The sequence below is a fragment of the Tabrizicola flagellatus genome, from assembly GCF_008271465.1.
Classification (GTDB): Bacteria; Pseudomonadota; Alphaproteobacteria; order Rhodobacterales; family Rhodobacteraceae; genus Tabrizicola; species Tabrizicola flagellata.
This window is the reverse complement of record NZ_VMDU01000016.1, coordinates 12,420-37,276: the sequence shown is the minus strand read 5'-3', so window position 1 is coordinate 37,276 and position 24,857 is coordinate 12,420. Positions and strand designations below refer to the sequence as shown.

Below are 24,857 nucleotides of genomic sequence, written 5' to 3'. Positions count from 1 at the left end.
GTCAGGGGCGAAAATGGAATATTCATTCCATGCAGCTGCCCGAGTCGGAGCCCAGCCGATGCCCACCCCGAAATCCCTCGATGTCATCACCATCGGTCGCTCCTCGGTCGATCTCTACGGCGCGCAGGTCGGCGGCAGGCTCGAGGACATGGGGTCCTTCCAGAAATACATCGGCGGCTCGCCCACCAACATGGCCGCCGGGACCGCGAGGCTTGGCCTGAAATCGGCGCTCATCACCCGCGTCGGCGACGAACACATGGGCCGCTTCATCCGCGAGGAACTGGCGCGCGAAGGCGTTGACGTGCGGGGCGTCAGGACCGACCCGGAGCGTCTGACCGCGCTCGTCCTTCTCGGCATCCGCGACCAGCACCAGTTCCCGCTGATCTTCTACCGCGAGAACTGCGCCGACATGGGCTTGAGCGAGGACGACATCGACGAAGGCTTCATCGCCGAGGCGCGGTCGGTCGTGGCCACCGGCACGCATCTCAGCCACCCCCGGACCGAGGCCGCCGTCCTGAAGGCGCTGACCCTGGCCCGGAAACACGGGGCGCAGACCGCGCTCGACATCGACTACCGGCCGAACCTCTGGGGCCTTGCCGGACATGGCGCGGGGGAAAGCCGGTTCATCGAAAGCGCGGCCGTCACCGCCAAGCTGCAATCGACCCTGCACCTCTTCGACCTGATCGTGGGCACGGAAGAGGAATTCCACATCGCCGGCGGTTCGACCGACACCATCGCCGCCCTGCGCGCCGTCCGTGCCGTCAGCGGCGCGACGCTGGTCTGCAAGCGCGGTCCGATGGGCGCCGGCGCCTTCACCGGCGCCATCCCCGACAGCCTGGACGAGGGCGAGAGCGGCCCCGGCTTTCCGATCGAGGTGTTCAACGTCCTCGGCGCGGGCGACGGGTTCATGTCGGGACTCCTGAAGGGCTGGCTCGACGGCGAACCCTGGCCCGTGGCGCTGAAATACGCCAACGCCTGCGGCGCCTTCGCCGTCAGCCGCCACGGCTGCACCCCCGCCTACCCCAGCTGGGAGGAATTGCAGTTCTTCCTGAACCGCGGCGTGGTCGAAAGGGCGCTCCGCAAGGACCGCGCGCTGGAACAGATCCACTGGTCCACCAACCGGCACGGCGACTTGTCCACGATGCGCGTCTTCGCCTTCGACCACCGGATGCAGCTGGAACAGATGGAGGGCGCCACGCCCGACAGGATCGGCGCCTTCAAGCAGCTGTGCCTGGATGCAGCCCTCAAGGTCGCGGACGGCAAGCCCGGCCACGGCATCCTCTGCGACAGCCGGCTGGGGCGCGATGCGCTCTACCGCGCGGCGGGCACCGGCCTCTGGATCGGGCGGCCCGTCGAATGGCCCGGCTCGCGCCCCCTGACGCTGGAGCCCGAGCTTGGCCCCGACCTCGGCGGGTTGCAGGAATGGCCGCTGTCCCATGTGGTCAAGGTCCTGTGCTTCTACCATCCCGCCGACGACGCGGCGACGAAGGCCGCGCAGGAGGAAACGGTCCTGCGCCTCTTCCACGCCTGCCGCCGCAACCGGCTGGAGATGCTCTTGGAGATCATCCCCTCCAAGGTCGCCCCCGTCACCGACGAGACCAGCGCCGAGGTCATCCGCCGCTTCTATGCGCTTGGCGTCTATCCCGACTGGTGGAAGCTGGAACCCTTCACCTCCGACGCCGCCTGGACGAAGGCCTGCGCCGCGATTGCCGAGAACGACCCCCATGTGCGCGGTGTCGTCGTCCTTGGCCTCGACGCGGCCGAGGCAGACCTTGCCGCCTCGTTCCGGCTTGCGGCGCGCCAGCCGCTGGTGAAAGGTTTCGCCGTCGGCCGCACGATCTTTGCCGATGCCGCCCGCGCCTGGTTCCGGGGCGAGATCACCGATGGGGCGGCGGTGGCGATCATGGTAGAGAAATACGCAAGGCTCTGCGCCATCTGGGACGCCAGCCGCGAGGGAGGAAAGTCATGACCACGACCCGCCACGAAACCGTGCGGCTGACCGCCGCCCAGGCCATGGTGCGCTGGCTGTCGCTGCAACAGGCCGAGGACGGCTCCCGCTTCATCGAGGGCGTCTGGGCGATCTTCGGCCATGGCAACGTCGCGGGCCTGGGCGAGGCGCTGCACGCCCACCGCGACGCCCTGCCCACCTGGCGCGGCCACAACGAACAGACCATGGCCCATACCGCCATCGCCTATGCCAAGACGATGCGGCGGCGGAAGGCCATGGCGGTGACGACCTCGATCGGGCCGGGGGCCACGAACCTCGTCACCGCGGCGGCGCTGGCGCATGTCAACCGGATCCCGGTCCTGATGATCCCCGGCGATGTCTTTGCCTCCCGCGCGCCGGACCCGGTGCTGCAACAGGTCGAGGATTTCGGCGACGGCATCGTTTCCGCCAACGACTGCTTCCGCCCCGTGGTGCGCTACTTCGACCGTATCAGCCGGCCGGAGCACATCCTGACCGCGCTGCCCCGCGCGCTTCAGGTGATGACCGATCCCGCCACCTGCGGGCCGGTCTGCCTTGCCTTCTGCCAGGACACGCAGGCCGAAGCCTATGATTATCCTGTGGAATTCTTCACCCCCCGGGTCTGGCAAATCCGCCGCCCCGAACCCGACCAGCGCGAGCTGGAGGCCGCCGTCGCCGCGCTCAAGGCTGCCGAACGGCCGCTGATCGTCGCGGGCGGGGGCGTCCTCTACTCCGGCGCCGAGGCCACGCTTCTGGACTTCGCGCGCCGCCACAACATCCCGCTGGTCGAGACCCAGGCGGGCAAGGGCGCGGTGGACTGGGAAGAGCGGCTCAACTTCGGCACGCCCGGCGTGACCGGCTCGGACTGCGGCAACAAGCTGGCGGCCGAGGCCGATCTGGTGCTGGCGGTCGGCACGCGGCTTCAGGACTTCACCACCGGCAGCTGGACGATCTTCAGGCGGCCTGGGCGCAGGATCCTGTCGATCAACGTCCAGCCCTGGGATGCCACCAAGCGCGGGGCGCAGGCGTTGGTCGCCGATGCGAAGGTCGCGCTAGAGCGGCTTTCGGCCGCTCTGGGCGCGCACCGCTTTGCCGATCCCGATTTCGCCGCGCGCGACGCCTGGTTCGCCACCACCGCTTCGCTCATGGCCGCGCCGGTGGGCAATCAGCTGCCCAGCGACGCGCAGGTCGTGGGAGCGGTGAACCGCAGCGCCACGCCAGAGACCATCGTGATGGGCGCGGCGGGGTCGATGCCGGGCGTCCTGCACACGCTCTGGCGCGGCGCGCAGGGCGGCTATCACATGGAATACGGCTTCTCGACCATGGGCTACGAGATCGCGGGCGCCCTGGGGATCAAGATGGCCCGGCCCGACCGCGACGTGATCTGCATGGTCGGCGACGGGTCCTACATGATGGCCAACAGCGAACTCGCCACGGCCGTCATGATGGGCGTGCCCTTCACCGTGGTCCTGACCGACAACCGCGGTTTCGGCTGCATCAACCGCTTGCAGAAACACACCGGCGGCGCGCCGTTCAACAACCTTCTCGACGACGCCTATCACGTGAACCCCAGCCACATCGACTTTGTCGCCCATGCCGCGGCGATGGGGGCGAAGGCGGTCAAGGCCGACGGCATCGCGGGGCTCGAGGCCGCGCTTGAGGCGGCGAAGGGGGCGACCGTGCCCACGGTCATCGTCATCGACACCGACCCCGGACCCGGCACCGGCGCGGGCGGCAGCTGGTGGGAGGTGGGCGTGCCCGAGGTCTCGACCCGGCCCTCGGTGCTGGAAGCGCGCAAGGAACATGAGGCCGGCGCACGCGCGCAATGGCTGGTGAACTGAGGACAGACGAATGAGCGTGAAGATCGGGATCTCTCCCATCTCCTGGCAGAACGACGACCTGCCGGACCTGACCGCCGCCTACACGATGGAGCAGGCGCTCCGCGAGGCGCGCGAGATCGGCTATACCGGCGTCGAACGCGGGCGGCGGATGCCGGCGGATACCGAAGGGCTGCGGTCCTATCTGAACGCGAACGGACTTTTCCTTTGCGGCGGCTGGTGTTCCGGCAATCTCCTCAGAAACGACGTGAAGACGGAAATCGAGGCGGTGCGCCAGCAGGTCGAACAGTTCGCGGCGCTGAAGGCCCCCTGCATCGTCTATGCGGAATGTTCGAACACCGTGCAGGGCGACATCGCCGTGCCGGTGAACAACCGCCCGAAATTCGCCGCCGCCGAAGTGCGGGCCTACGGCGCGAAGCTGTCCGAACTGGCGAAGTGGATGGCCGATCAGGGTGTTACGCTGGCCTACCATCACCACATGGGCTCGTTCATCGAGAGCGAGGATGACGTGAACGCGCTGATGGAAGGCTCCACCCCCGAGGTGAAGCTTCTCTTCGACACCGGGCATCTCCTCTTCGGCGGCGCGGACGTGATGCGCGTGTTGCACAGCTGGGCGTCCCGCGTCCACCACGTCCATTTCAAGGACATCCGGCCCGAGGTCGTGGCGGACGTTCGGAAGAACAACCGCAGCTTCCTCGACGCCGTGATCGCCGGGGCCTTCACCGTGCCGGGCGACGGCTGCATCGACTTCCAGGCGGTGGCCGACAAACTGAAGGCAATGGATTACGCGGGCTGGATCGTGGTCGAGGCCGAACAGGACCCCGCCAAGGCCCCGCCCTACGAATACTCGAAGATGGGCTACGAGCACATCCTGAAGGTCTGCGCCAAGGCCGGCCTGACCATCGACCACTCGCGTCCGTGAGGCAAGCCATGCCCGACCTCCTGCGCCATCCCACCGGCACCCGCGGCAAGGTGCATGAGATCACCCCCGAAAGCGCGGGCTGGGGCTATGTCGGCTTCACGCTCTACCGGCTGGAGCCGGGCGACGTAGCCGAGGAGACAACCGGCGAGACCGAGGTGATCCTGGTGATCGTCGAAGGGAAGGCGAAGGTGCAGGCCGCCGGGCAGGACTGGGGCGAGATGGGCGAGCGGATGGATGTCTTCGAGAAGACCCCGCCGCATTGCCTCTACGTTCCGAACGGCACGACCTGGCGCGCCGTCGCCACCACCCCCTGCACCATCGGCGTCTGCAAGGCTCCCGGCAAGGGCGGGCACAAGGCCCAGCGCCTCGGCCCGGACGGGATCGAGCTGACCCCGCGCGGCAAGGGCACCAACACGCGACACGTCAACAACATCGCGATGGAGGGCCGCGAGGTCGCCGACAGCCTTCTGGTGACCGAGGTCTTCACCCCCGCCGGCCACTGGTCGAGCTACCCCAGCCACCGCCATGACGAGGACGACTTCCCCCGGATGACCTATCTGGAGGAAACCTACTACCACCGCCTGAACCCCGCCCAGGGCTTCGGCATCCAGCGGGTCTATACCGAGGACGGCAGCCTGGATGAGACCATGACGGTGAAGAACCACGATGTCGTGCTGGTCCCTAAAGGGCACCATCCCTGCGGCGCGCCCTACGGCTACGAGATGTATTACCTGAACGTCATGGCCGGTCCGATCCGCAAGTGGCGGTTCCAGAACGACCCCGACCACGAATGGATCGCCAGGCGCGACGCCTGATCTCGTCCACACGCGACCGGATGGCGATCCCCGCGCCTCGCGGACATCTTTCTTCGGGCGTCAAACTGGGCTCAGGCTCGAGCGAGGCTGCTCGTCGTGCGCTGCGCTTCTCCTCGCCCCCCCCCCCGCGAGGAGGAGACGAAGTCGAACGACGAGCCTGTCCTGTGCCTTGAAGCGCCCCCCGCCCTCGTCTAATCAGGGGCAGGTCCGAAGGAACCCCCGACACATGCGCATCCTCATCACCAACGACGACGGCATCAACGCGCCGGGGCTTGAGGTTCTGACTGCCATCGCCACCGAGATTGCCGGCCCAAGCGGAGAGGTCTGGACCGTGGCGCCGGCCTTCGAGCAATCGGGCGTCGGCCACTGCATCAGCTACACCCACCCGATGATGATTGCCGAGCTTGGCCCCCGCCGGTTCGCCGCCGAAGGCTCCCCGGCCGATTGCGTGCTGGCCGCGATCTACGACGTGCTGGACGGCGCGCGGCCGGACCTCGTGCTCTCTGGCGTCAACCGGGGCAACAACGCGGCCGAGAACGTCCTGTACTCCGGCACGATCGGCGGGGCGATGGAGGCGGCCCTGCAGGGCGTCCCCGCGATCGCCCTGTCGCAGTTCTTCGGGCCCGAGAATGTCCGGCTCTCCGATCCTTTCGAAAGCGCGCGCGTCCATGGCGCGGGGGTGGTGCGGGCGCTTCTGGACAAGGGGCTCTGGACGCAGGACGATTACCGGGTGTTCTACAACATCAACTTCCCGCCTCAGCCAGCCGCCGCGACCCGGGGCATGCGGGTCGCGCCGCAGGGTTTCCGCCGCGACACCGCCTTCAGCGTCGAGCCGCACATGTCGCCCTCGGGGCGCAAGTTCCTCTGGATCAAGGGCGGTCACCAGCACACGCCCACCCTGCCCGGATCGGACGCGGCGGTGAACCTGGACGGTTTCATCTCGGTCACGCCGATGCGCGCGGACCTCACCGCGCACGACCTTCTGGCCGACCTCGAGGCCAGGCTCGCATGACCGAGGGACCGGAGGACCGCCCCACCTCCGAAGAGCTTGCCGAACGCAAGATGCGCTTTCTCTTTGCCCTCCGATCACGCGGCGTGACCGACACCCGCGTCCTGACCGCGATGGAGAAGATCGACCGCGGCCTTTTCGTGCGCAACATCTTCGCCGACCGCGCCTACGAGGACATGCCCCTGCCCATCGCCTGCGGCCAGACGATCAGCCAGCCCTCGGTCGTCGGCCTGATGACCCAGGCCCTTCAGGTCAGCCCGCGCGACACGGTGCTGGAGGTGGGCACCGGGTCCGGCTACCAGGCCGCCGTCCTGTCGCAGCTGGCCCGCCGGGTCTATACCGTGGACCGCTACCGCCGCCTGGTGCGCGAGGCGTCCGAGCTGTTCCGCGAACTGGGTCTGGTGAACATCACCGCGATCCCGGCCGACGGCTCGCACGGGCTGCCCGACCAGGCGCCCTTCGACCGGATCATCGTGACGGCGGCGGCCGAGGATCCGCCCGGCCCCCTGCTGGAGCAGCTGAAGCCCGGCGGGATCATGGTGGTGCCAGTCGGCCAGTCGGATGCGGTGCAGTCGCTGATCAAGGTGACGCGGACCTCACGCGGGTTTGATTACGAGGAACTCCGCCCGGTGCGCTTTGTTCCACTGGTAGAGGGGATGGGCTCCGAGTAGACTGCGGGCCCACAAAACCGGGCCGAACCGGGCGGCGGATGATCAGGCGGGACCAGATGGCGAGAACGACAAGACTTCGGGCGGGTTTGCTGCTGAGCGCGGGGGCCCTGGCCCTGTCGGGCTGTATCAATACCGGGGCGCTGGACTGGGATCTGCGTCAGGGTGCCGGCGACACCTCGAACGCGGCCTTGCAGGCGACGGCGGCGGCGCCGCAGCCGGACGCGAACGGCATCATCTCCTACCCCGATTACCAGATGGCGACGGCCCGTCGCGGCGAAACGGTCGCCAGCATGGCCGGCCGGCTGGGGATGAACCCCGAAGAGCTGGCGAGGACCAATGCGCTGCGCGCGACCGACCCCCTGCGCGAGGGCGAGATGCTGCTGCTGCCGAAACGTGTCGCGGCCAGCCCGCAGCCGGCGGTGATCGGCGGAACCGGCCCGTCGGCGGGCGGCGGGATCGACATCACCTCGATCGCCACCACTGCGCTCGACACCGCGGCACCGGCGACGAAACCGGCCGCGGGCACCTCTCCCGCCGCTTCGAAGCCGATCTCCGGCCAGCCGCTGACCCACCGCGTCGCGCGGGGCGAGACCGCCTTCACCATCGCGCGGACCTACAACGTCTCGGCCAAGGCCCTGGCCGACTGGAACCAGCTCGGCGCGGACATGGGCGTGCGCGAAGGGCAGACGCTGATCATCCCGATCGCGACCGGGCCTGCGCCGAACCCCGAACCCGTCCCGACCCCGCCGGGCGTCGGCAGCCCCACGCCCGAGCCGCCCTCGGCGAAAAAACCCCTGCCGGACGAAAAGACCGAGCCCACGGGCACCAAGCCCAAGGGCACCCCGCCCTCGCCCGACCTCGGCGCGGCGAAGTCCACGCCCTCGAAGATGGCGATGCCGGCCTCGGGCAAGATCATCCGCGGCTACGACCCGAAGAAGAACCAGGGCATCGACATCGCCGCACCGGCCGGCAGCCCGGTGGTCGCCGCCGAAGCCGGAACGGTGACGGTCATCTCTTCGGACACCACCGGCAAGGGCATCGTCATCATCCGCCACGCGGGGGATCTTCTGACGGTCTATGTCGGCGTGACCGGAATGACGGTGAAGAAGGGCGATGCGGTCAAGCGCGGCCAGGCCATCGGCAAGGTCGCGGCGGGCGATCCCGCCTTCGTGCATTTCGAGGTGCGCAACACCTCGAAGCAGAGCTTCGACCCGGTGGGCTATCTGCAATAGTCCGCCGGACCCGGCTCAGCCACCCGGGCGCGAGACCAGCACCTTGTCGATCCGCCGCCCGTCCAGGTCGATGACCTCGAAGCGGTAGCCATGTGCGGTGAAATGCGCGCCAAGCTCGGGGATCCGGCCCATCTGGTGCAGGATCAGCCCGGCCACGGTATCGTAATCCCCCGCCATCTCGCGCGGCAGGCCCAGGCGGTCGCAGAATTCGTCCACCGGCATCCAGCCCGCGACCAGATGGCTGCCGTCCTCGCGCGTGACCAGCGCGGGTTCGTCCGCCTCGCTGGCCGCCACGGCGCCGGTGATCGCCTCCAGCACGTCGCCGGTGGTGAGGATGCCCTCGAAGGTGCCGTATTCGTCATAGACCAGCGCGAAATGGTGTTCGGATTTCTGCAGGATCTCCAGCACGTCCAGCGCCTCGGCCCGGTCCGAGACCACCGGCACCTCGCGCACCAGCGCCCGGATCTCCAGCGGCTCGCGGCGCGAGACGGCCTGGAAGGCATCGGCCAGCAGCACGATGCCCACCACCTCGCCCTCGGCATTGGCCACCGGCATCCGCGGGCGGGCGACGCGGCGAACGGCGGCCACCGCCTCGGCCCCGGTGGCCTCCAGCGGCAGCATCTCCACCTCGTGCCGGGGGGTCATCAGCGCCCGCGCGGTGCGGTCCGACAGGCGCATCACCCCGGTGATCATCTCGCGCTCCTCGGTCTCCAGCACCCCGCCCTCGTGGGCTTCGGCCAGAAGGACATGCACCTCCTCTTCGGTGACGCGGTTCTCGCCCGCGCCGCGCTGGCCGAGCAGCCACAGAAGCAGGCGGCCGGACCGGTCCAGGAACCAGACCAGCGGCGCGGCGACGACCGACAGAAGCGTCATTGCCGGCGCCACGCGCATCGCCAGTCCTTCGGCATTGCGCAGCGCCAGCTGTTTCGGGACCAGTTCGCCCACGATCAGGCTGACATAGGTGATCGCCACCACCACCCCGCCCACCCCCAGCGTCGCGGCCCAGTCGGTTGCCACGCCCTGCCCGACCAGCCAGATTTGCAACCGCTGGCCCAACGTCGCCCCAGACAGCGCGCCCGACAGGATGCCGACCGCGGTGATGCCGATCTGCACGGTGGACAGGAACCGGCCCGGATGCTCTGCCAGCCGCAAGGCCATGCGCGCGCCGCGGCTCTTGCCTTCCAGCGGCTTCAGACGGGCCGGACGCGCGCTGACGATGGCCAGCTCGGACATGGCGAGCACGCCGTTCAGGACGATCAGGGCGAGGATGACAAGGATCTCGGTCAGCATGATGGCTTGCGCTCAGGATACACGTCGCCGGGCGCGAAGGCAAACCCGCCGTCAGGCCCGGAGGCGCACCCCCTCGCGGGCGGCGAGGTCGCAGAAGAACTGCCAGGCCACCCGGCCCGACCGCCCGCCCCGCGTTGCCTGCCATTCGATCGCCTCGGCGTGCAGCCGCTCTTCGGGGACGTTCACGCCATGCGCCGCACAATAGCCGCGGATCATGTCCAGGTAATCGTCCTGGCCGCAGGGATGGAACCCCAGCCACAGCCCGAAGCGATCGGACAGCGACACCTTCTCCTCCACCGCCTCGGAGGGGTTGATCGCGGTCGAGCGTTCGTTCTCGATCATGTCGCGCGGCATCAGGTGCCGGCGGTTCGAGGTGGCGTAGAACAGCACGTTCTCGGGCCGTCCCTCGATCCCGCCGTCCAGGACCGCCTTCAGCGACTTGTAGTGCTGGTCGTCGTGAGAGAACGACAGGTCGTCGCAGAACAGCAGGAACCGGTGCGGCGCGGCGCGCAGGTGCGCCAGCAGGCGCTGCACCGAGGGCAGGTCCTCGCGGCTCAGTTCCACGATCTTCAGGTCATGGCCTTCCGCCCGCACGGCGGCATGGACCGCCTTGACCAGGCTCGACTTCCCCATCCCCCGCGCGCCCCACAAAAGCGCGTTGTTCGCAGGCAGGCCGGCGGCGAAATGCCGGGTGTTCTCCAGGAGCGTGTCGCGCGCGCGGTTGACGCCGACCAGCAGGCCGATGTCCACCCGCGAGACCCGCGCCACGGGTTCCAGCCGGTCGGGCCCCGTGTGCCAGACGAAGGCCTCGGCCGCGAAATCGGGCGCGGGCATCGGCGCGGGGGCCAGCCGCTCCAGCGCGGCGGCGATGCGGTCAAGCGGGTCGGTCATGCCTTGGGCTCGGCCGTGTCGGAGGGGCCGTCGGTCTCGTCATCCCAGAGCCCCTCGGCGCGCAGTTCCGCCTCGCGGCGCTTTTCGATGCGGCGGATCAGGAAGATCGACACCTCGTAGAGCGGATAGACGGCGAAGAACAGGATCAGCTGGCTCATCACGTCCGGCGGCGTGACGAGCGCGGCGACGATCAGGATGACGACGATGGCATACTTGCGCATCCCCGCGAGGCCGGCCGAGGTCGCCAGCCCCGCCTTGCCCATCAGCGTCAGAAGGACCGGCAGCTGGAAGCATAGGCCGAAGGCGATGATCAGCTTAAGACTGATGTCCAGCGTCTCGTTCACCTTGCCCTGGAAGACGATCTCGATGCCTTCCTTCGGCGCCGCGGCAGGCACGTCGGCGGGCACATCGGTCAGCATCGGCGCCAGCACCGACAGGATCGAGGCGCTGTCGGCAAAGCCGAGGAAGAAGCGCATGGCGATGGGCGTCACCACATAATGCGCAAAGGTCGCGCCCAGCAGGAACAGCACCGGCGAGGCGATCAGGAAGGGCAGGAAGGCCTGCTTCTCGCTGCGGTAGAGTCCCGGCGCCACGAAGCGCCAGAGCTGGTAGGCGATGACCGGAAAGCTGACCATCAGCCCGGCCACGACCGAGATATGGACCAGCGTGAAGAAATATTCCTGCGGCGCGGTGTATTGCATCACCGGGTTCGGGTTGCCCAGCTCGCGCATCGCCTGCTCGATCGGGCGCAGCAGGAAGTTCAGGATCGGGTCGGCCACCACGAAACAGGCCAGCATGGCCACGATGAAGGCCGTGACCGACCAGATCAGCCGGTTGCGCAGTTCGGCCAGATGCTCGACCAGGGGGGCCGAGCTGTCGTCGATCTCGTCCTTCGCGCTCATGCTGCGTCACCACCCTGCGGGTCGGCCTTCCTGCGCCGCCGGCCGGGCGCCTTGGCGGCGGGCTGGGCCTCGGCGGCTGCGGGTTCGGACAGGGCGCGCAGCCTGGCCGCCGCCTCGTCCACCACCGCCTTGCGCGCGGCCTTCTGTTCGTAAAGCGCTGCCGTGGCCGGGCCCGCACCTTCCGGCACCGCGGGTGCCGCCGCGGCCGTGGCGGCCTCGGCCACCGGCGCCGCGGTCATCGCCGCCGGCATCGGTGCAGGGGTCAGGGGCTTCGTTGGCTTGGCCGCGTTCTTCAGCGGATCCCATTTCTCGAACTTGTCGGCGGCGGACTTCACCGCATCCAGCCCCATGGCCTTGGGCGAGGTGACCTTCTTCAGGTCGTCGGCCACGTCCTTGACGCCCGACTCCTTCGCCGCCTGTTCCATCGCCCGGCTGAACTCGCGCCCCATCGACCGGACCTTGGCGGTGAACCGGCCAAGCTCGCGGAACATGCCGGGCAGATCCTTCGGGCCGATGAAGATCAGCGCGACGATGCCGACGACCAGAAGTTCGGACCAGCTGAGATCCATGTCCCGTCTCCCGGACGGCCTGTCAGGTCAGGCCTTGTCCTTTTCGGCAGGCGTCACATCCTTGGCGGCCTCGGCCTTGGCGTCCTCGATTTCCTTCGCGCCGTCGTTCACGCCCTTCTTGAAGGCCGTGATGCCCTTGCCGACCTCGCCCATCAGACTCGACACCTTGCCCTTGCCGAACAGGACCAGCACCACGATCGCAATCAGGAGCAGGCCGGGAAGACCGATGTTGTTGAGCATGAGAACCCCTCCATGCAGGCCCCGATGCCGGGGCGGAATCCGTTACTGCCCCCAATTACGCCCCCGATTGCCCGGCTTCCAAGACCCAAGCCGCTTGGCAAATGCAGTCAACTGACAGTATTTTGTCAGTAAGTCCCTCCCCTTCCCCGGTCCGGCCCCATGAAACGCGACGCCCGCCTTTACGACATCGTCCAGGCCCTGCGCGACGGGCGGCTGCACACGGCGGCCGAACTTGCCGCGCGCACCGGGGTCTCGACCCGCACGATCTGGCGCGACATGGAGATGCTGGCCGCCACCGGCATGCCGGTCGAGGGCGAACGGGGCCTCGGCTACATCCTGCGCTCGCCGCTGGTGCTGCCGCCGACCATGCTGACCCCGGACGAGCTGGAGGCGCTGGTCGAGGGGCTGCGCCACGTGGGCCAGGAGGGGAACCCGCGCGCACGGGCGGCGCGCAGCCTGCTCTACAAGGTCACGACCCTCTTGCCCCAGTCCGGGATCGAGGCCGAACCGCCCTGACCCGGACCGCCGCCGTCACACGCCGAAGACGAAGCAGCGGTCGCGGCGGATCATCAGCCACAGGACGGTGCCGGGTTTGGGCAGGAAGACACCGGGCACGCTGGCGGTCAGCTTCGTCCCCGCGACATCCATCCTGAAATCCACCAGGCTCTCGCGACCCAGATAGCGGCTGCGGACCACCGTTCCCCGCGCGGGCACGCCGTCCTCGGGCGTGGGGTTGGGGCCGCGCCCGCCGCGGTCGAAGTCGATGCGCAGGTGCTGCGGGCGGATCACGATCTCGACCTCGGCGCCGTCGGCATGGCCAGGGGTGAGGAAGGCGCCGAAGGGCGTCTCGGTCAGCGCGCCCTTCGAGACGCCCCGGATCACGTTGATGTCGCTGAAGAAGGCCGCCGCCGCCTTGTCCACCGGAGCGTTGTAGACGTTGTAGGGCGCGCCCTTCTGCACGATCCGGCCCGCGCGCATCAAGGCGATCTCGTCGGCCATGCGCATCGCCTCGTCGGGTTCGTGCGTGACCAGAAGCACCGCCGCGCCCGCCTCCTTCAGGATCTCCAGCGTCCGGTCGCGGATCCCGTCGCGCAACCGGTTGTCCAGCCCCGAGAAGGGCTCGTCCATCAGCATCACCCGCGGGTTCGGCGCCAGCGCCCGGGCCAGCGCCACGCGCTGCTGCTCGCCGCCCGACAGCTCGTGCGGATGCTTCGGCCCGAAGCCCGCCAGATCGACCTTTTCCAGCAGCTCGCCCACCCGCCGCGCCTTCTCGGCCCGGTCCATGCGCAGGCCGAAGCCCACGTTCTCGGCCACCGTCAGATGCGGGAACAGCGCGAAGTCCTGGAACATCAGCCCGACCGAGCGCACCTCGGGCGGGACATGCACCCCCGGCCCGGCGACGGTCTGGCCATCCAGCCGCACCTCGCCGGCATCTGCGCGCTCGACCCCGGCGATCATCCGCAGCGTGGTGGACTTGCCGCAGCCCGAGGGGCCAAGCAGACAGGTCACCTGCCCGGCCGCCACCGACAGCGAAACCCCGTCCACCACCTTGCGCCCGCCGAAGGACCGGCCAAGGTTGATGACGTCCAGGCGCAGGGGCGGGGTATCGGGCATGGATACTCAAGCAAATCCGTCAGGCTTTCCCCTAGCAGCGTGAGTCGGGCCGGGCAAGACCAGACCTGCGGGGCGTCGCCGCACTCTGGACGGCTGCGCACCAAACCCGGCATGCGGCGCGGGATTGATGCGGCCATCGCGCCAATTCCGGCTCTCGCGCAAGGGAAAATTGACGCAATCCGCAACCGGTGTTTCGCTTGCAGGATTGATCCGCCGAAAGGTGCCCCGATGTTGACACGTCCGCTTGCCCTTGTTGCCGCGCTTGCCATTCTTGCCAGCCTCTTCCTGCCTTGGCTTTCCTCGCCTTTCGGCGAAAACGTCGTGCCCTGGACCGTGCTGCGCGAGATGGACGCGGCCCGAGCCCATGACATCCTGGCCGGCGCCCGACCCGAGACCATCGCCTATGGCTGCTCCTTCGTGCTGGCCGCGCTGTTCGTCGCCTTCGCCCTGATCGGGCGCGAGTCGCGGCTTCTGGCCTTCCTGACCGGGGCGGTGCCGGTCGCGCTGGTGGCCTGGGCGCTTCTGTCGCTGATCGGCCAGGCCGAGGCGACGGGCCTGTCCTTCTCGGGCTCGTCCATCCCCGAGATGACCCAGCGCATGCTCGGCGCCGGGGCCTGGGCCTGGGCCATTGGCGCAAGCCTTCTGGCGACGCTGGGGGTTCTCGATCCCGGACGGCGGCGGTCGGCCTACGGCTGACCGCTGCTACAGCGTCGTATTGGTAGCCCCGCCGTCCAGCAGGATGTTCTGCCCGACGATGAAGCCGGCGTGCTGCGAACAGAGGAATGCGCAGGCCGCGCCGAACTCGGCCGGGGTGCCGTAGCGTCCTGCGGGGATGGTGGCGGCGCGTTCCGCGATCGCCTCCTCCATGCTGATGCCCCGGGCCTTGACGACAGCCATGTCCAGGGCCACCGCCCGGTCGGTGGCATGGATGCCGGGCAACAGGTTGTTGATCGTCACTCCCTTGCCCGCCACCTGCCGCGAGGTGCCGGCGACGAAGCCGGTCAGCCCCGCCCGGGCCGAGTTCGACAGGCCCAGCACCGAGACGGGCGCCTTGACCGAGACGCTGGTGATGTTGACCACGCGGCCCCATCCTCGCGCCATCATCCCCGGCAGCACCGCCTGCATCAGCGCGATGGGCGTCAGCATGTTGGCATCCAGCGCCTTGATGAAATCCTCGCGCGTCCAGTCCGACCACATCCCCGGCGGCGGCCCGCCGGCATTGGTCACCAGGATGTCGAACGGCCCATGCGCCAGCACCGCCGCCCGCCCCGCGTCAGAGGTGATGTCCCCCGCCACCGCGACCACCTTCACCCGGTGCCTTGCCCGGATCTCTTCCGCCGCCGCCTCCAGCGCCTCGGCGCCCCGCGCGTTCATCACCAGATCGACGCCCGCCTCGGCCAGGGCCTCGGCGCAGCCCCGCCCCAGCCCCTTGGACGAGGCGCAGACCAGCGCCCGCTTTCCCCTGATGCCCAGATCCATCGCAGTCCTCCTGTCGCGGCCCAGCCTATCAGGCCGTGCCCGGCGCACAAGCGCGTCCTCGTCGCCGGGATCCCGATGGGCCGGACCTGCCCCCGGGCAACCCGCCGGCCTAGGTCGGCCGGCGCAGGCGGTGCCAGCCGAGGTCGGCAAAGCACGGGCCTTGCGTCGCCTCGGTGAACTTGATTCCGGTATGGCCGCCGTTCCATTCCAGGATCCGCACCGCGCCCTGATCGTCCACGGTCACGTCCCAGCCGATGCAACGCACGAAGGGAAGGCGCGCGTGGTAGCGCAGGGCGACATCCCGGCACGCTTCCCACTCCGGCAGTTCGAAGCCCGCGAAAAGGACGCCGGAATCCGGGTGGCGGTCGGTGCGCTGCCAGTCGGGAACATAGCCCACCGGTGACATCTCGCCTGTGGCAGGATCGACGGGCACCAGCGCATCCGTCCCCGCCCGGATATGCACGTCCCCGGCCATCCCGATGCAGAGAAAGGCCGCCCGAACCTGCGGCGTGCCGCTGTCGTCGGTCGCCGTGGTCAGGCGCAGCGTGGTCACCGCCGTGCTGTTCCCGATCCGGTGGAACTCGGGATGCTGCCGGACGAAGGGCTGGAACACGCCCGCTCCAAGCCGCCCTATCCCGTCAGGGTCGAACGAGGCGCGGTCCAGCACCCGAAGCCCAAGACCGGACTGCGTGGCGTCGCTCTTGAACACGATGCGGTCGCCCTGCCCGAAAAGCACGGCGGTCAGATCCTTGCGCGCGACCGGCTTGCCATCCCGTCCGATCACCATCCCGTTGATCTGCACGGCAAGGTCGGGAAACTCGGGCGCGTCGAACAGGATGCCGTTGAGGCTGCGGAACTGCGACAGCTCGCCATGCCTGCCCGAGTTGTGCGGCAACACGCATTCGTCGAAGAAGTTGTCGGGGATCCAGCCCTCCCGGAATTCCCCGGCCACATGCGAATAGACGTAAAGCCAGGGGGCGAATTTCGCGTGGCCCAGCACCTCGACCGCGTAGGCATCGCAGCGGCCGCGGTCGGCAGCGCTCAGAGGCCCGTCGCGGCGTTCCAGCATCTCCAGGGTCCCGCGCGCGGCCCTCAGATGATTGCGGCTGCAATGATGCCGCAGCACGCGCTTGCCGATGCTCCTGGCCGTTCGGAAAAGAACTTCCATGCAATGCCTATGAGTAGGGACAGAATTCGCTGGCAGCAGAACGGTCGGGTTTCCCCGCAAACTCGGCAAGAACATGTCGCGCTCCAGTCTTGCCGAAACGGCTTGACCTGGTCCAGCCTCCATTTCGACGATCGCTTCCTCGTGCAGCGGTGACTCCGCGCCATGCCCTCTGTCTTGCCCTGCTCCCGGCCTCGGCCTCCGGCACCGGAAAGCAAGGTGTGCGGCGACACCGCGCTGGATCGGATGCTCCCGGCCTTCTTGTGCGGCATCGGCGGCAATGCGGTCTGTCCGTGGCTCAGGATCCTTCCTTCCGCGCCGGAGGGTTCCGTCCCCTTCCCTCTCGAGTATCCGCGCGGCATCCTTTCGGCCTCAGTCGAATGCAAGGCTGCGGCGATTGCCGGCTCGACCTGTCGCGAAACGGATGCCCGCTGCTGCCCCCGGGGCGTCCCGGTGATCCGCCTGCCCCCGGACCGAGCCGATCCTTGCACTGGGCCGGCGCGGCGGATATGTCGCGCCCATGTCGAACCGTGCCCCCCTTCCGCCTGAAATCGCCCGCCGCCGGACCTTTGCGATCATCTCGCACCCCGACGCCGGCAAGACCACGCTGACCGAAAAGTTCCTGCTGTTCGGCGGTGCGATCCAGATGGCGGGCCAGGTCCGCGCCAAGGGCGATGCCCGGCGCACCCGGTCGGACTTCATGAAGCTGGAACAGGAGCGCGGAATCTCCGTTTCGGCCTCGGCCATGTCGTTCGACTACCGCGATTTCCGCTTCAACCTGGTCGATACCCCCGGCCACAGCGACTTTTCCGAGGACACCTACCGCACGCTGACCGCCGTTGATGCCGCAATCATGGTGATCGACGGGGCCAAGGGCGTGGAATCCCAGACCCGCAAGCTGTTCGAGGTCTGCCGGCTGCGCGACCTGCCGATCCTGACCTTCTGCAACAAGATGGACCGCGAAAGCCGCGATACCTTCGCCATCATCGACGAGATCCAGGAAAACCTCGCGATCGACGTGACGCCCGCCTCCTGGCCGATCGGCATGGGACGCGACTTCATTGGCGCCTATGACCTTCTGCACGACCGGCTGGAGATCATGGACCGCGCCGACCGCAACCGGGTGGCGGAATCGATCAAGATCAGCGGGGTGGACGACCCCAAGCTTGCCGAACACATCCCCGCCGACCTGCTGGCGAAGTTCCACGAGGAACTGGAAATGGCGCGCGAGCTTCTGCCCGCCTTCGACCGCACGGCCTTCCTCAACGGCTCGATGACGCCGATCTGGTTCGGCTCGGCGATCAACTCCTTCGGCGTGAAGGAACTGATGGATGGCATCGGCGAATACGGGCCCGAGCCGCAGCCGCAGAAGGCCGCCGAACGTCAGATCGACCCGTCCGAACCCGCCGTCACCGGCTTCGTCTTCAAGGTCCAGGCCAACATGGACCCGAAGCACCGCGACCGGGTGGCCTTCGTCCGCCTCGCCTCGGGCCATTTCGAACGCGGCATGAAGCTGTTCCATGTGCGCTCGAAAAAGCCCATGTCGATCACCAATCCGGTCCTCTTCCTCGCCGCCGACCGCGAACTGGCCGAGGAAGCCTGGGCGGGCGACATCATCGGCATCCCGAACCACGGCCAGTTGCGCATCGGCGACGCGCTGACCGAAGGCGAATCCCTGCGCTTCACCGGCATCCCGAGCTTCGCGCCGGAACTTCTCCAGACCATCCGCGCCACCGACCCGATGAAGGCCAAGCACCTGGAAAAGGCGCTGACCCAGTTCGCCGAGGAAGGCGCGGCCAAGGTCTTCAAGCCGATGATCGGCTCGGGCTACATCGTGGGCGTCGTGGGGGCCTTGCAATTCGACGTGCTGGCCAGCCGGATCGAGCAGGAATACAGCCTGCCCGTCCGCTTCGAGGGGTCGAACTTCACCTCCGCCCGCTGGATTTCCGGCGACAAGGCGGAGATCGAGAAGCTCGTGAACGTCAACAAGGGCCATATCGCGCATGACAGCGACGGGGACCTCGTGTTCCTGACCCGCCTGCAATGGGACATCGACCGCGTGGTGCGCGACTATCCCGGCGTCAAGCTGACCGCGACCAAGGAGATGATGGTCTAGGCCAGGGCATTGACCGCCCGGCCCCCGCGCCCTAGCCTCCGCCCACCCTCGCGGCGCCGGAGGCCCCTGACCGCATGACGACCCCCGAGCTCGATCCGCCGGAACCCGATCCGCCAGAACCCGATCCGACCGAGCCCGATCCGGAGACCGGGGTTGAAACCTACCCGGATGCCCCGGACAGCCTGATCGGGATCTGGGGCCAGCGCCGGCGCCGGCTGAAGCTCGCGGCGCGCGACTGGTTCCCGCCCGCCGACCTCGACCTCGCGTCGCTGCTGGCCGCGCGGATCCCGCACGACCTGCCGCCGCTGGAAGGCTCGCAGACGCTGCATGCCCGCAAGCTGCACCAGATGCGGTTGGAACTGGCAGGCAAGCCGGAACTCGCGGCCGTCAACGCCATCCTGATCGCGCATCTGCGCAAGCAGCGGTATCCGGCCCATGCCCCCGCCCTCTTCCGCCGCATCTGGGCCGAGGCGGGGCCGGCCTTGATGCCGCACCTGCCGGGGCGCTGGCTGATATCGTCCGCCATCACCTTCGGCGACCATGGCGAGACCGAGGCCCAGCGCCGCGTGGGCCTGTCGATCAACGTGCTGTTTTCGCTGATGAAGCTCTACGAATACGAACGCCTGCACTCCGGCCTCGACGCCGCGACCCCCTTCCCGATCGGCCGCATCCGGGGCCGGAGCCTGCCGCTCGACATGCCGCATTTCAACCTGGCCACCGGCGGGCTCGACATCAACCTTCTGGCCCAGATCTGGAACGAGGCGCGCAAGGCCCCCGTCGTCGGGCCGCTGGCCTGCCACCTGTTGCAACGCCTGAACAGCGACCCGCGCGGGCTGTTCCGCCGGATCGGCATGATGCGGGCGGGCAAGCAGATGGACCGCATCGACCGGGTGTTCGAGGACCTGTCGCCGCCGACGCCCGAAGACGACACCGGCGCGGACGGGGCTTGAGGCCCGGCGCTCCTGCGGCGGGCGACGGCAAATTCGGATTGCAGCCTAGAACGTCAGCCGGATCGTCGTTTCGCCGATCTCGGTGACAAGGCGCCGGCCCTGCCGGGCCAGTTCCTCTGGCACCAGCGCGAAATGCACCTGGTTCGCGCCGATCTCGGCCGGTGCGCGCGGCTCGGTCAGCACCTCCCACAGCGCGGGATCGACCTTCAGCCGCGGCGCCTCGGCCAGGACCGACCAGCCGGTCTCGGACCGGGTGACGTTGATCCGCCCGCCATAGGCCAGCGCGCTTTCCAGGCATTGCAAGAGCAGGAAGGCAAGCCGCACCTCGCGGCGCGGCAGGTCGCCGGGGCTGGTCCAGGCATAGCTGATCCGCCCCCCGCGCCCCAGGTCGCCCAGGATCGCCACCACTTCGGACCGCGCGATCCGCTGGTCGCTGCCGGCCTGGCCAAAACAGACCCGGAAGAACCGGATCCGCGCATTGGCATTGGCCACGCTTTCCGAGATCAGCGCCATTTCCGGCCGCGCGCCCCCCGGCTCCATCGCCAGAAGCTCCACCCCGTTGCCTATCGCCCCGATCGGGCTGATAAGGTCATGGCAGATGCGCGAGGCGATCAGGGCGGCGAGGTCGGGCTTGTCTTGCATCATCGAACCGGGCGAAAGGACAGGATATGGCGGGACTTCTCGAACCGGGAATGCTGGTGCGCCACCCGGACCGGGAAGACTGGGGTCTGGGTCAGGTACAGTCGAACATCGACAGCAAGGTAACAGTGAACTTCGAACATGGCGGAAAGGTCGTGATCGACAGCAAGCGGGTCTTCCTTCTGCCGGTGGCGGGAACTGATCACCCATAGTGCGAATCCGCCGGTGAAACTCAACCGGGAATTGACAGGCCCGCCCGCCGTCCGGCAAACGGTTGCAAAACGGGCGCCCGCTGGCTAAGTCACTCGCGTTGGAAGTCCAGAACCGGGTCGATGTCTGCCGCAGAGTCTCCCTACGCCGTCCGGCTTGCGACCACGCCCGAGGATCTGGCAGCAGCGCAGGCCCTGCGCTACCAGGTCTTCGTGCGCGAACTTGGCGGCGACGGCCCGCTGGTGGACCATGCGGCCGGGCTCGAGCGCGACGAGTTCGACCCGCATTTCGACCACCTGATCCTGGTCGACCGCCGCATCGACCCTGCCACCCTGACCCATGTCATCGGCGCCTACCGCATCATGCCCGGTGAACGCCGCGCCAGTGCCGGCCGCTTCTATTCCGAGTCCGAGTTCGACCTGACGCCCCTCCTCGCCTCGGGCCGGCATCTCCTCGAACTCGGCCGCTCCTGCGTCCATGCCGACCACCGCGGCGGCACGGCGATGTTCCACCTGTGGAACGGGCTGGCCGACTATGTGCTCGACCGCGGGATCGAGGTCCTGTTCGGCGCCGCCTCCTTCCACGGCACCGACATCCCCGCCCTGGCCCAGCCGCTTTCCTACCTCCATCACCACCATCTCGCCCCGCCCGAGATGCGGGTCCGGGCGCTCCCCCCGCACCGGCAGGAGATGGACCTGGTCCCCCCCGCCAGCCTCGACCGCCGCGCCGCCATGGCCGCGACGCCCGCGCTGATCAAGGCCTATCTCCGGCTCGGCGGTTTCGTCGGCGACGGCGCCTGGATCGACCGCGACTTCAACACCACCGATGTCTGCCTGGTGATGGACACGGGCCAGATGTCGGCCCGCCACCGCGAATTCTACGTCCGCAAGGCCGGCGGATGAGCGACTGGCACACCGCCGCCCCGCCGCCGCTGCGCATCACCCCCGCGGGCTGGCTCCGCGTCCTCTGGCGCGGCACCCTGCTCGGCGCGCTCACCTATGGCGGCCTTGTCGTCCTCCTCCTCGTGCGCCTCGTGGAATGGCCGCTCTGCGGCCAGGCCCGCCCCGTGACCCCCCACATCACCAAGGCCGTCTGCCGCGGTGCCCTGCGCATCCTGCGCCTGCCGCTCACGCTCCACGGCCGCCCGATGACCCGGACCGGAGCCATCGTCGCCAACCATTCCTCCTGGCTCGACATCTTCGTGCTGAACGCCGCCCAGACCGTCTATTTCGTCGCCAAGGCCGAGGTCGCCGACTGGCCCGGTATCGGCTGGCTCGCCCGTGCCACCGGCACCGTGTTCATCGCCCGCAAGGGGACCGAGGCGAAGAAACAGCAGCAGATCTTCGAATCCCGCCTCCAGGCCGGCCACCGGCTTCTCTTCTTCCCCGAAGGCACCTCGACCGACGCGATCCGCGTCCTGCCCTTCAAGTCCACGCTCTTCCAGGCCTTCTTCGCCCCGGCGCTGGTGCGGTCCATGCACATCCAGCCCGTCACCGTGATCTACCACGCCCCCGAAGGAGAGGATCCGCGCCATTACGGCTGGTGGGGCGACATGGACTTCGCCAGCCACCTCTTGAAAACCCTCGCCACCCGCCGCCAGGGCCGGGTCGAGGTCATCTTCCACCCCGAAGTGCCCGTAGATGCCTTCGACGACCGCAAGACGCTGTCGCAGCATTGCGAGCGGGTGATCCGCACCTCGCACCCGCACGCCGCCGCCTGACGCAAGGCCCCTGCCCTTGCCCTTTTCCAAAAACTCCCGCCGGAGGCATCCGCCCGCAGTCCCGCGCGCGCCCTCAGCCCTGTCGCAGCACCTTCGCCAGCGGCCGGCCCCTGGCGGTTCCGTTCACCAGCTTGTCCAGGCTGCGATTCTCGCGCATCAGCGGCTCCTCGATCGCCTCCGGCGTCTCGTCGCGGGGTGCGCCAGAGCGAGGAGCGACGCAGTCGGACGACGAGCGGTCAGCCAGAAGATCACCGCGTCCAGCTCGGCCCGCGTCCGGCCCGTCCGCTCCACCTTGGCCAGATAGAGCGGATAGACCTTCGCCACGCTCATCGCATGGACGCGCTGCGTCATCCGCCCCTTCCCGTCCAGGACCGCCTCAGCGCAACCGGCGCAGCAGTTCCAGGCTCGGCTCGCCCGTCACCGGCACCCCGATGCTGCCCTGATAGGCGCTGATCGCGGCCCTGGTCCTGGCCCCGATCACCCCGTCCGTGCCGCCTGTGTCGAAGCCGCGCGCGGTCAGCAGCCGCTGCAACTCCTGCCGGTCGGCCTTGGTCAGCCCGTTCGCATCCGGCCCGAACGAGGCCTGCACCGGACCCCGGCCCAGGATCCGGTCCGACAGGTGCCCAACCCCGATCGCGTAGTTCTGCGCGTTGTTGTAGCGCAGGATGGTGGCGAAGTTCTGCGTCAGCAGGAAATACGGCGCTCCGCCCGCATTGCCGCCCGCGATGATCGACCCGCCCGCCAGCGCCCGCCCGTCCGCCGACCGCACGCCCAGCGCCTGCCAGTCGGCCGCCGATTGCCCTTTGCCGCGCCCCAGAAGCCCCGTGTTGAACCCCGCGGGAAGCGTGACTTCCATCCCCCAGGGCAGGCCGCGCGTCCAGCCCGACCTGGCCAGATAGGCCGCGGTCGAGGCCAGCGCATCGGTCGGATCCTCCGACCAGATGTCGCGTCGCCCGTCGCCGTTGAAATCCACCGCATAGGCCAGGTAGCTGGTCGGGATGAACTGGGTATGCCCCATCGCCCCGGCCCAGCTGCCGGTCATCGCGCTGGCCGAGACATCGCCCGCCTGCAGGATCATCAGCGCCGCGAGCAACTGGCTTTCGAAGAAGGCGCCGCGCCGGCCCTCGTAGGCCAGCGTGGACAGGGCCGAGACCACCGGCACATTGCCGCGCCGCGTCCCGAAGAAGCTTTCCAGCCCCCAGACCGCCGCGACCACGTTGCCCTCGACGCCATAGCGCGCCTCGATGGCCGACAGCACGCCCCCGTATTGCGCGTATTTCTGGCGGCCAAGGCTCACGCGCTCGTCAGAGGCGGCGATGTTCAGGTAATCCTCGAGGCTGCGCTTGAACTCGGTCTGGTTGCGGTCCTTCTCGATCACCTCGGGCAGGAAACCCGCGCCGCGGAAGGCGGTGTCCAGCGTGCCCCGGCTGATCCCGCCCGCCGCCGCGCGCGCCCTGAAACCCTCGACCCAGGCATCCCAGCCCGGGTTCGGCACCGCCCGCGGTACCGGATCGGGCGCGCGGTAGCCGCCCCCTCCCCCGCCGCCCGACCGCCCGCCGCTCACGCAGGCCGACAGCATCGCCGCCGCCCCCGTCAGCATCAGTCCCCGCCGGGAAACCCCCTCTGTCGTCCTTGCCTGTGCCATGCTGCCTGCCCGTTTCTGCTGTTATGCGGCAAGCATAGCCCGTCAGGCCGCACCAGACCAGACCGCGACATGGCGCCCGGCGGGATCGCCCGCCCTCAGCCTCAGGTCGGGGTCGGAAAAAGCACGTTAACGAACGGTATATGTCCGCGAGCAAGGCATTGCTCTTGCAGGATTATCCGGAAATGTCCACCGTGGACAGACTGGCCTAGTCGCCCTGCTTCTTCAGCTTCCAGGCGATCTGGCGCAGCATGCCGTGGAAGGTCTGCACCTCGGCCCGGGTCAGGCCCAGCCGGCCCCACATGTTCCGCAGGTTGGCCTTCATCCCCTCGACCTTGGTGGCCGGAAAGAAGAACCCCGCCGCCTCCAGCCGCTCCTCGAAATGGTCGGCCAGCCGGTCCACCTCCTCACGGCTGGCAAACTCGGTCCGTGCCAGTTCCATGACCGAGGCCGGCACCTCCCCCGCCTGCCGCCGCCATTCGTAGCCCAGAAGCAGCACGCATTGCGCGAGGTTCAGCGAAGGGAAATCCGGGTTCACCGGCACGGTGACGATGGCATTGGCCCGGATGATGTCCTCGTTCTCCAGCCCCGCCCGTTCCGGCCCGAAGAGGACGCCCACCCGCTTCCCCTCCGCCCCCATCGCGCGGGCCATATCCATCGCGCGCTCCGGGGTCACGACCTCCTTCACCAGCTCCCGCCCCCGAGCGGTGGTGGCGAAGACGAAGTCGCAGTCCGCGATGGCCCCGGGCAGGTCTGGAAACAGTCCGGCATGGTCCAGCACCCGCCCCGCCCCGCTGGCCATCGCCACCGCCTTCGGGTTCGGCCAGCCGTCCCGCGGCCCCACGACCCGCATCCGCTCCAGCCCGAAGTTCAGCATCGCCCGCGCCGCGGCGCCGATGTTCTCGCCCATCTGGGGCCGGACGAGGATGAAGACGGGAGGGATCATGCGGGACTCCTGGAAGGCGTCCCGGCCAGAT

General features: G+C 68.7%; 27 protein-coding genes. 14 read left to right on the top strand and 13 right to left on the bottom strand.

All coding sequences use genetic code 11. The annotated features are described in order from the left end of the window. Window positions 1–58: 58 nt before the first annotated feature. The 7 genes from FL625_RS15645 to FL625_RS15615 all read left to right on the top strand — a co-directional run bounded on the left by FL625_RS15645 (window position 59) and on the right by FL625_RS15615 (window position 8,453). A complete protein-coding gene (locus FL625_RS15645) occupies window positions 59–1,969 on the top strand; it encodes a bifunctional 5-dehydro-2-deoxygluconokinase/5-dehydro-2-deoxyphosphogluconate aldolase (protein ID WP_149589611.1) in 1,911 nt (636 codons plus the stop codon). Continuing rightward, entirely contained in the window at window positions 1,966–3,807 is a 1,842-nt protein-coding gene (gene iolD / locus FL625_RS15640; RefSeq protein WP_149589610.1) for a 3D-(3,5/4)-trihydroxycyclohexane-1,2-dione acylhydrolase (decyclizing), read from the top strand. Before FL625_RS15645 ends, iolD begins: the two co-directional genes overlap by 4 nt. 10 nt (window positions 3,808–3,817) lie before the next feature. Continuing rightward, complete coding sequence (iolE, locus tag FL625_RS15635) at window positions 3,818–4,726, top strand: myo-inosose-2 dehydratase (RefSeq protein ID WP_149589609.1); 909 nt, start codon at window positions 3,818–3,820, stop codon at window positions 4,724–4,726. Between the two features lie 8 nt (window positions 4,727–4,734). Beyond that, window positions 4,735–5,541 (top strand): 5-deoxy-glucuronate isomerase, encoded by an 807-nt coding sequence (gene iolB / locus FL625_RS15630; protein WP_149589608.1) that lies wholly within the window; start codon window positions 4,735–4,737, stop codon window positions 5,539–5,541. Window positions 5,542–5,767: 226 nt separating this feature from the next. Then, window positions 5,768–6,553, top strand: a complete 786-nt coding sequence (surE, locus tag FL625_RS15625; RefSeq protein ID WP_149589607.1) for a 5'/3'-nucleotidase SurE — start codon at window positions 5,768–5,770, stop codon at window positions 6,551–6,553. Continuing rightward, on the top strand, window positions 6,550–7,221 hold the full coding sequence (locus FL625_RS15620) for a protein-L-isoaspartate(D-aspartate) O-methyltransferase (protein ID WP_149589606.1): 672 nt from the start codon (window positions 6,550–6,552) through the stop codon (window positions 7,219–7,221). Before surE ends, FL625_RS15620 begins: the two co-directional genes overlap by 4 nt. A 56-nt stretch (window positions 7,222–7,277) precedes the next feature. Further along, window positions 7,278–8,453 (top strand): M23 family metallopeptidase, encoded by a 1,176-nt coding sequence (locus FL625_RS15615; RefSeq protein WP_149589605.1) that lies wholly within the window; start codon window positions 7,278–7,280, stop codon window positions 8,451–8,453. A gap of 15 nt (window positions 8,454–8,468) precedes the next feature. Here FL625_RS15615 and FL625_RS15610 read toward each other — a convergent pair whose 3' ends face one another. From FL625_RS15610 to FL625_RS15590, 5 genes are read right to left on the bottom strand one after another with little or no spacing between them, the layout of a single operon-like run. Beyond that, entirely contained in the window at window positions 8,469–9,743 is a 1,275-nt protein-coding gene (locus tag FL625_RS15610; protein ID WP_149589604.1) for a hemolysin family protein, read from the bottom strand. A gap of 51 nt (window positions 9,744–9,794) precedes the next feature. Beyond that, complete coding sequence (locus FL625_RS15605) at window positions 9,795–10,634, bottom strand: ATP-binding protein (protein ID WP_149589603.1); 840 nt, start codon at window positions 10,632–10,634, stop codon at window positions 9,795–9,797. Then, the gene (tatC, locus tag FL625_RS15600) at window positions 10,631–11,536 is read right to left on the bottom strand and encodes a twin-arginine translocase subunit TatC (RefSeq protein ID WP_149589602.1); all 906 of its coding nucleotides are present in this window, start codon (window positions 11,534–11,536) and stop codon (window positions 10,631–10,633) included. The genes FL625_RS15605 and tatC overlap by 4 nt, the downstream gene beginning before the upstream one ends. Then, window positions 11,533–12,105 carry a Sec-independent protein translocase protein TatB gene (gene tatB, locus FL625_RS15595; RefSeq protein ID WP_149589601.1) on the bottom strand — a complete coding sequence of 191 codons (573 nt, stop codon included), beginning with the start codon at window positions 12,103–12,105 and terminating at the stop codon, window positions 11,533–11,535. The genes tatC and tatB overlap by 4 nt, the downstream gene beginning before the upstream one ends. Window positions 12,106–12,132: 27 nt before the next feature. After that, window positions 12,133–12,345: a twin-arginine translocase TatA/TatE family subunit gene (locus tag FL625_RS15590; RefSeq protein ID WP_149589600.1), complete on the bottom strand. Its 213-nt coding sequence runs from the start codon at window positions 12,343–12,345 to the stop codon at window positions 12,133–12,135. A 159-nt stretch (window positions 12,346–12,504) separates the two neighbouring features. On the opposite strand from FL625_RS15590, the gene FL625_RS15585 reads away from it, so the two are divergent. Next, window positions 12,505–12,861: a helix-turn-helix transcriptional regulator gene (locus FL625_RS15585; RefSeq protein WP_149589599.1), complete on the top strand. Its 357-nt coding sequence runs from the start codon at window positions 12,505–12,507 to the stop codon at window positions 12,859–12,861. A 15-nt stretch (window positions 12,862–12,876) separates the two neighbouring features. On the opposite strand, the gene FL625_RS15580 is transcribed toward FL625_RS15585, so the two are convergent. Further along, complete coding sequence (locus tag FL625_RS15580; protein WP_149589598.1) at window positions 12,877–13,959, bottom strand: ABC transporter ATP-binding protein; 1,083 nt, start codon at window positions 13,957–13,959, stop codon at window positions 12,877–12,879. Window positions 13,960–14,190: 231 nt separating this feature from the next. On the opposite strand from FL625_RS15580, the gene FL625_RS15575 reads away from it, so the two are divergent. Beyond that, window positions 14,191–14,655, top strand: a complete 465-nt coding sequence (locus FL625_RS15575) for a hypothetical protein (RefSeq protein WP_235019449.1) — start codon at window positions 14,191–14,193, stop codon at window positions 14,653–14,655. A 6-nt stretch (window positions 14,656–14,661) separates the two neighbouring features. Here the strand turns inward: FL625_RS15575 and FL625_RS15570 are convergent, their stop codons facing one another. Further along, complete coding sequence (locus FL625_RS15570) at window positions 14,662–15,438, bottom strand: SDR family oxidoreductase (protein WP_149589596.1); 777 nt, start codon at window positions 15,436–15,438, stop codon at window positions 14,662–14,664. Window positions 15,439–15,547: 109 nt separating this feature from the next. After that, entirely contained in the window at window positions 15,548–16,606 is a 1,059-nt protein-coding gene (locus tag FL625_RS15565; protein ID WP_160147800.1) for a sugar-transfer associated ATP-grasp domain-containing protein, read from the bottom strand. Window positions 16,607–17,123: 517 nt separating this feature from the next. On the opposite strand from FL625_RS15565, the gene FL625_RS15560 reads away from it, so the two are divergent. Together FL625_RS15560 and FL625_RS18120 are read left to right on the top strand one after the other, a co-directional pair. Beyond that, window positions 17,124–18,719: a peptide chain release factor 3 gene (locus FL625_RS15560; RefSeq protein ID WP_149589594.1), complete on the top strand. Its 1,596-nt coding sequence runs from the start codon at window positions 17,124–17,126 to the stop codon at window positions 18,717–18,719. Between the two features lie 74 nt (window positions 18,720–18,793). Further along, window positions 18,794–19,669 carry a hypothetical protein gene (locus tag FL625_RS18120; protein ID WP_160147799.1) on the top strand — a complete coding sequence of 292 codons (876 nt, stop codon included), beginning with the start codon at window positions 18,794–18,796 and terminating at the stop codon, window positions 19,667–19,669. Between the two features lie 45 nt (window positions 19,670–19,714). Here FL625_RS18120 and FL625_RS15550 read toward each other — a convergent pair whose 3' ends face one another. Next, window positions 19,715–20,311, bottom strand: a complete 597-nt coding sequence (locus FL625_RS15550) for a histidine phosphotransferase family protein (RefSeq protein WP_149589593.1) — start codon at window positions 20,309–20,311, stop codon at window positions 19,715–19,717. A gap of 26 nt (window positions 20,312–20,337) precedes the next feature. Between FL625_RS15550 and FL625_RS15545 the strand changes: the two genes are divergently transcribed. The 3 genes from FL625_RS15545 to olsA all read left to right on the top strand — a co-directional run bounded on the left by FL625_RS15545 (window position 20,338) and on the right by olsA (window position 22,238). Continuing rightward, on the top strand, window positions 20,338–20,520 hold the full coding sequence (locus tag FL625_RS15545; RefSeq protein ID WP_149589592.1) for a DUF3553 domain-containing protein: 183 nt from the start codon (window positions 20,338–20,340) through the stop codon (window positions 20,518–20,520). Between the two features lie 120 nt (window positions 20,521–20,640). Next, the gene (olsB, locus tag FL625_RS15540) at window positions 20,641–21,420 is read left to right on the top strand and encodes an L-ornithine N(alpha)-acyltransferase (protein WP_149589591.1); all 780 of its coding nucleotides are present in this window, start codon (window positions 20,641–20,643) and stop codon (window positions 21,418–21,420) included. Further along, window positions 21,417–22,238 (top strand): lyso-ornithine lipid O-acyltransferase, encoded by an 822-nt coding sequence (olsA, locus tag FL625_RS15535; RefSeq protein ID WP_149589590.1) that lies wholly within the window; start codon window positions 21,417–21,419, stop codon window positions 22,236–22,238. The genes olsB and olsA overlap by 4 nt, the downstream gene beginning before the upstream one ends. Before the next feature lie 73 nt (window positions 22,239–22,311). Here olsA and FL625_RS18615 read toward each other — a convergent pair whose 3' ends face one another. The 4 genes from FL625_RS18615 to FL625_RS15520 all read right to left on the bottom strand — a co-directional run bounded on the left by FL625_RS18615 (window position 22,312) and on the right by FL625_RS15520 (window position 24,826). Beyond that, window positions 22,312–22,395, bottom strand: coding sequence for a hypothetical protein (locus FL625_RS18615; RefSeq protein WP_200833967.1), 84 nt, complete (start codon window positions 22,393–22,395; stop codon window positions 22,312–22,314). Beyond that, window positions 22,395–22,589, bottom strand: a complete 195-nt coding sequence (locus FL625_RS18420; RefSeq protein WP_200833965.1) for a DUF2200 family protein — start codon at window positions 22,587–22,589, stop codon at window positions 22,395–22,397. The genes FL625_RS18615 and FL625_RS18420 overlap by 1 nt, the downstream gene beginning before the upstream one ends. Window positions 22,590–22,614: 25 nt before the next feature. After that, on the bottom strand, window positions 22,615–23,883 hold the full coding sequence (locus FL625_RS15525; protein ID WP_149589589.1) for a lytic murein transglycosylase: 1,269 nt from the start codon (window positions 23,881–23,883) through the stop codon (window positions 22,615–22,617). 205 nt (window positions 23,884–24,088) lie between these two features. After that, window positions 24,089–24,826, bottom strand: coding sequence for an RNA methyltransferase (locus FL625_RS15520; RefSeq protein ID WP_149589588.1), 738 nt, complete (start codon window positions 24,824–24,826; stop codon window positions 24,089–24,091). Between the last annotated feature and the right edge of the window lie 31 nt (window positions 24,827–24,857).

Bases quoted from the DNA above. Each gene is read 5' to 3' on its own strand.
- FL625_RS15645 (WP_149589611.1), top strand. From the start codon at position 59: ATGCCCACCCCGAAATCCCTCGATGTCATCACCATCGGTCGCTCCTCG.
- iolD (WP_149589610.1), top strand. From the start codon at position 1,966: ATGACCACGACCCGCCACGAAACCGTGCGGCTGACCGCCGCCCAGGCC.
- iolE (WP_149589609.1), top strand. From the start codon at position 3,818: ATGAGCGTGAAGATCGGGATCTCTCCCATCTCCTGGCAGAACGACGAC.
- iolB (WP_149589608.1), top strand. From the start codon at position 4,735: ATGCCCGACCTCCTGCGCCATCCCACCGGCACCCGCGGCAAGGTGCAT.
- surE (WP_149589607.1), top strand. From the start codon at position 5,768: ATGCGCATCCTCATCACCAACGACGACGGCATCAACGCGCCGGGGCTT.
- FL625_RS15620 (WP_149589606.1), top strand. From the start codon at position 6,550: ATGACCGAGGGACCGGAGGACCGCCCCACCTCCGAAGAGCTTGCCGAA.
- FL625_RS15615 (WP_149589605.1), top strand. From the start codon at position 7,278: ATGGCGAGAACGACAAGACTTCGGGCGGGTTTGCTGCTGAGCGCGGGG.
- FL625_RS15610 (WP_149589604.1), bottom strand. From the start codon at position 9,743: ATGCTGACCGAGATCCTTGTCATCCTCGCCCTGATCGTCCTGAACGGC.
- FL625_RS15605 (WP_149589603.1), bottom strand. From the start codon at position 10,634: ATGACCGACCCGCTTGACCGCATCGCCGCCGCGCTGGAGCGGCTGGCC.
- tatC (WP_149589602.1), bottom strand. From the start codon at position 11,536: ATGAGCGCGAAGGACGAGATCGACGACAGCTCGGCCCCCCTGGTCGAG.
- tatB (WP_149589601.1), bottom strand. From the start codon at position 12,105: ATGGATCTCAGCTGGTCCGAACTTCTGGTCGTCGGCATCGTCGCGCTG.
- FL625_RS15590 (WP_149589600.1), bottom strand. From the start codon at position 12,345: ATGCTCAACAACATCGGTCTTCCCGGCCTGCTCCTGATTGCGATCGTG.
- FL625_RS15585 (WP_149589599.1), top strand. From the start codon at position 12,505: ATGAAACGCGACGCCCGCCTTTACGACATCGTCCAGGCCCTGCGCGAC.
- FL625_RS15580 (WP_149589598.1), bottom strand. From the start codon at position 13,959: ATGCCCGATACCCCGCCCCTGCGCCTGGACGTCATCAACCTTGGCCGG.
- FL625_RS15570 (WP_149589596.1), bottom strand. From the start codon at position 15,438: ATGGATCTGGGCATCAGGGGAAAGCGGGCGCTGGTCTGCGCCTCGTCC.
- FL625_RS15565 (WP_160147800.1), bottom strand. From the start codon at position 16,606: ATGGAAGTTCTTTTCCGAACGGCCAGGAGCATCGGCAAGCGCGTGCTG.
- FL625_RS15560 (WP_149589594.1), top strand. From the start codon at position 17,124: ATGTCGAACCGTGCCCCCCTTCCGCCTGAAATCGCCCGCCGCCGGACC.
- FL625_RS18120 (WP_160147799.1), top strand. From the start codon at position 18,794: ATGACGACCCCCGAGCTCGATCCGCCGGAACCCGATCCGCCAGAACCC.
- FL625_RS15550 (WP_149589593.1), bottom strand. From the start codon at position 20,311: ATGCAAGACAAGCCCGACCTCGCCGCCCTGATCGCCTCGCGCATCTGC.
- FL625_RS15545 (WP_149589592.1), top strand. From the start codon at position 20,338: ATGGCGGGACTTCTCGAACCGGGAATGCTGGTGCGCCACCCGGACCGG.
- olsB (WP_149589591.1), top strand. From the start codon at position 20,641: ATGTCTGCCGCAGAGTCTCCCTACGCCGTCCGGCTTGCGACCACGCCC.
- olsA (WP_149589590.1), top strand. From the start codon at position 21,417: ATGAGCGACTGGCACACCGCCGCCCCGCCGCCGCTGCGCATCACCCCC.
- FL625_RS18615 (WP_200833967.1), bottom strand. From the start codon at position 22,395: ATGCGCGAGAATCGCAGCCTGGACAAGCTGGTGAACGGAACCGCCAGG.
- FL625_RS18420 (WP_200833965.1), bottom strand. From the start codon at position 22,589: ATGACGCAGCGCGTCCATGCGATGAGCGTGGCGAAGGTCTATCCGCTC.
- FL625_RS15525 (WP_149589589.1), bottom strand. From the start codon at position 23,883: ATGGCACAGGCAAGGACGACAGAGGGGGTTTCCCGGCGGGGACTGATG.
- FL625_RS15520 (WP_149589588.1), bottom strand. From the start codon at position 24,826: ATGATCCCTCCCGTCTTCATCCTCGTCCGGCCCCAGATGGGCGAGAAC.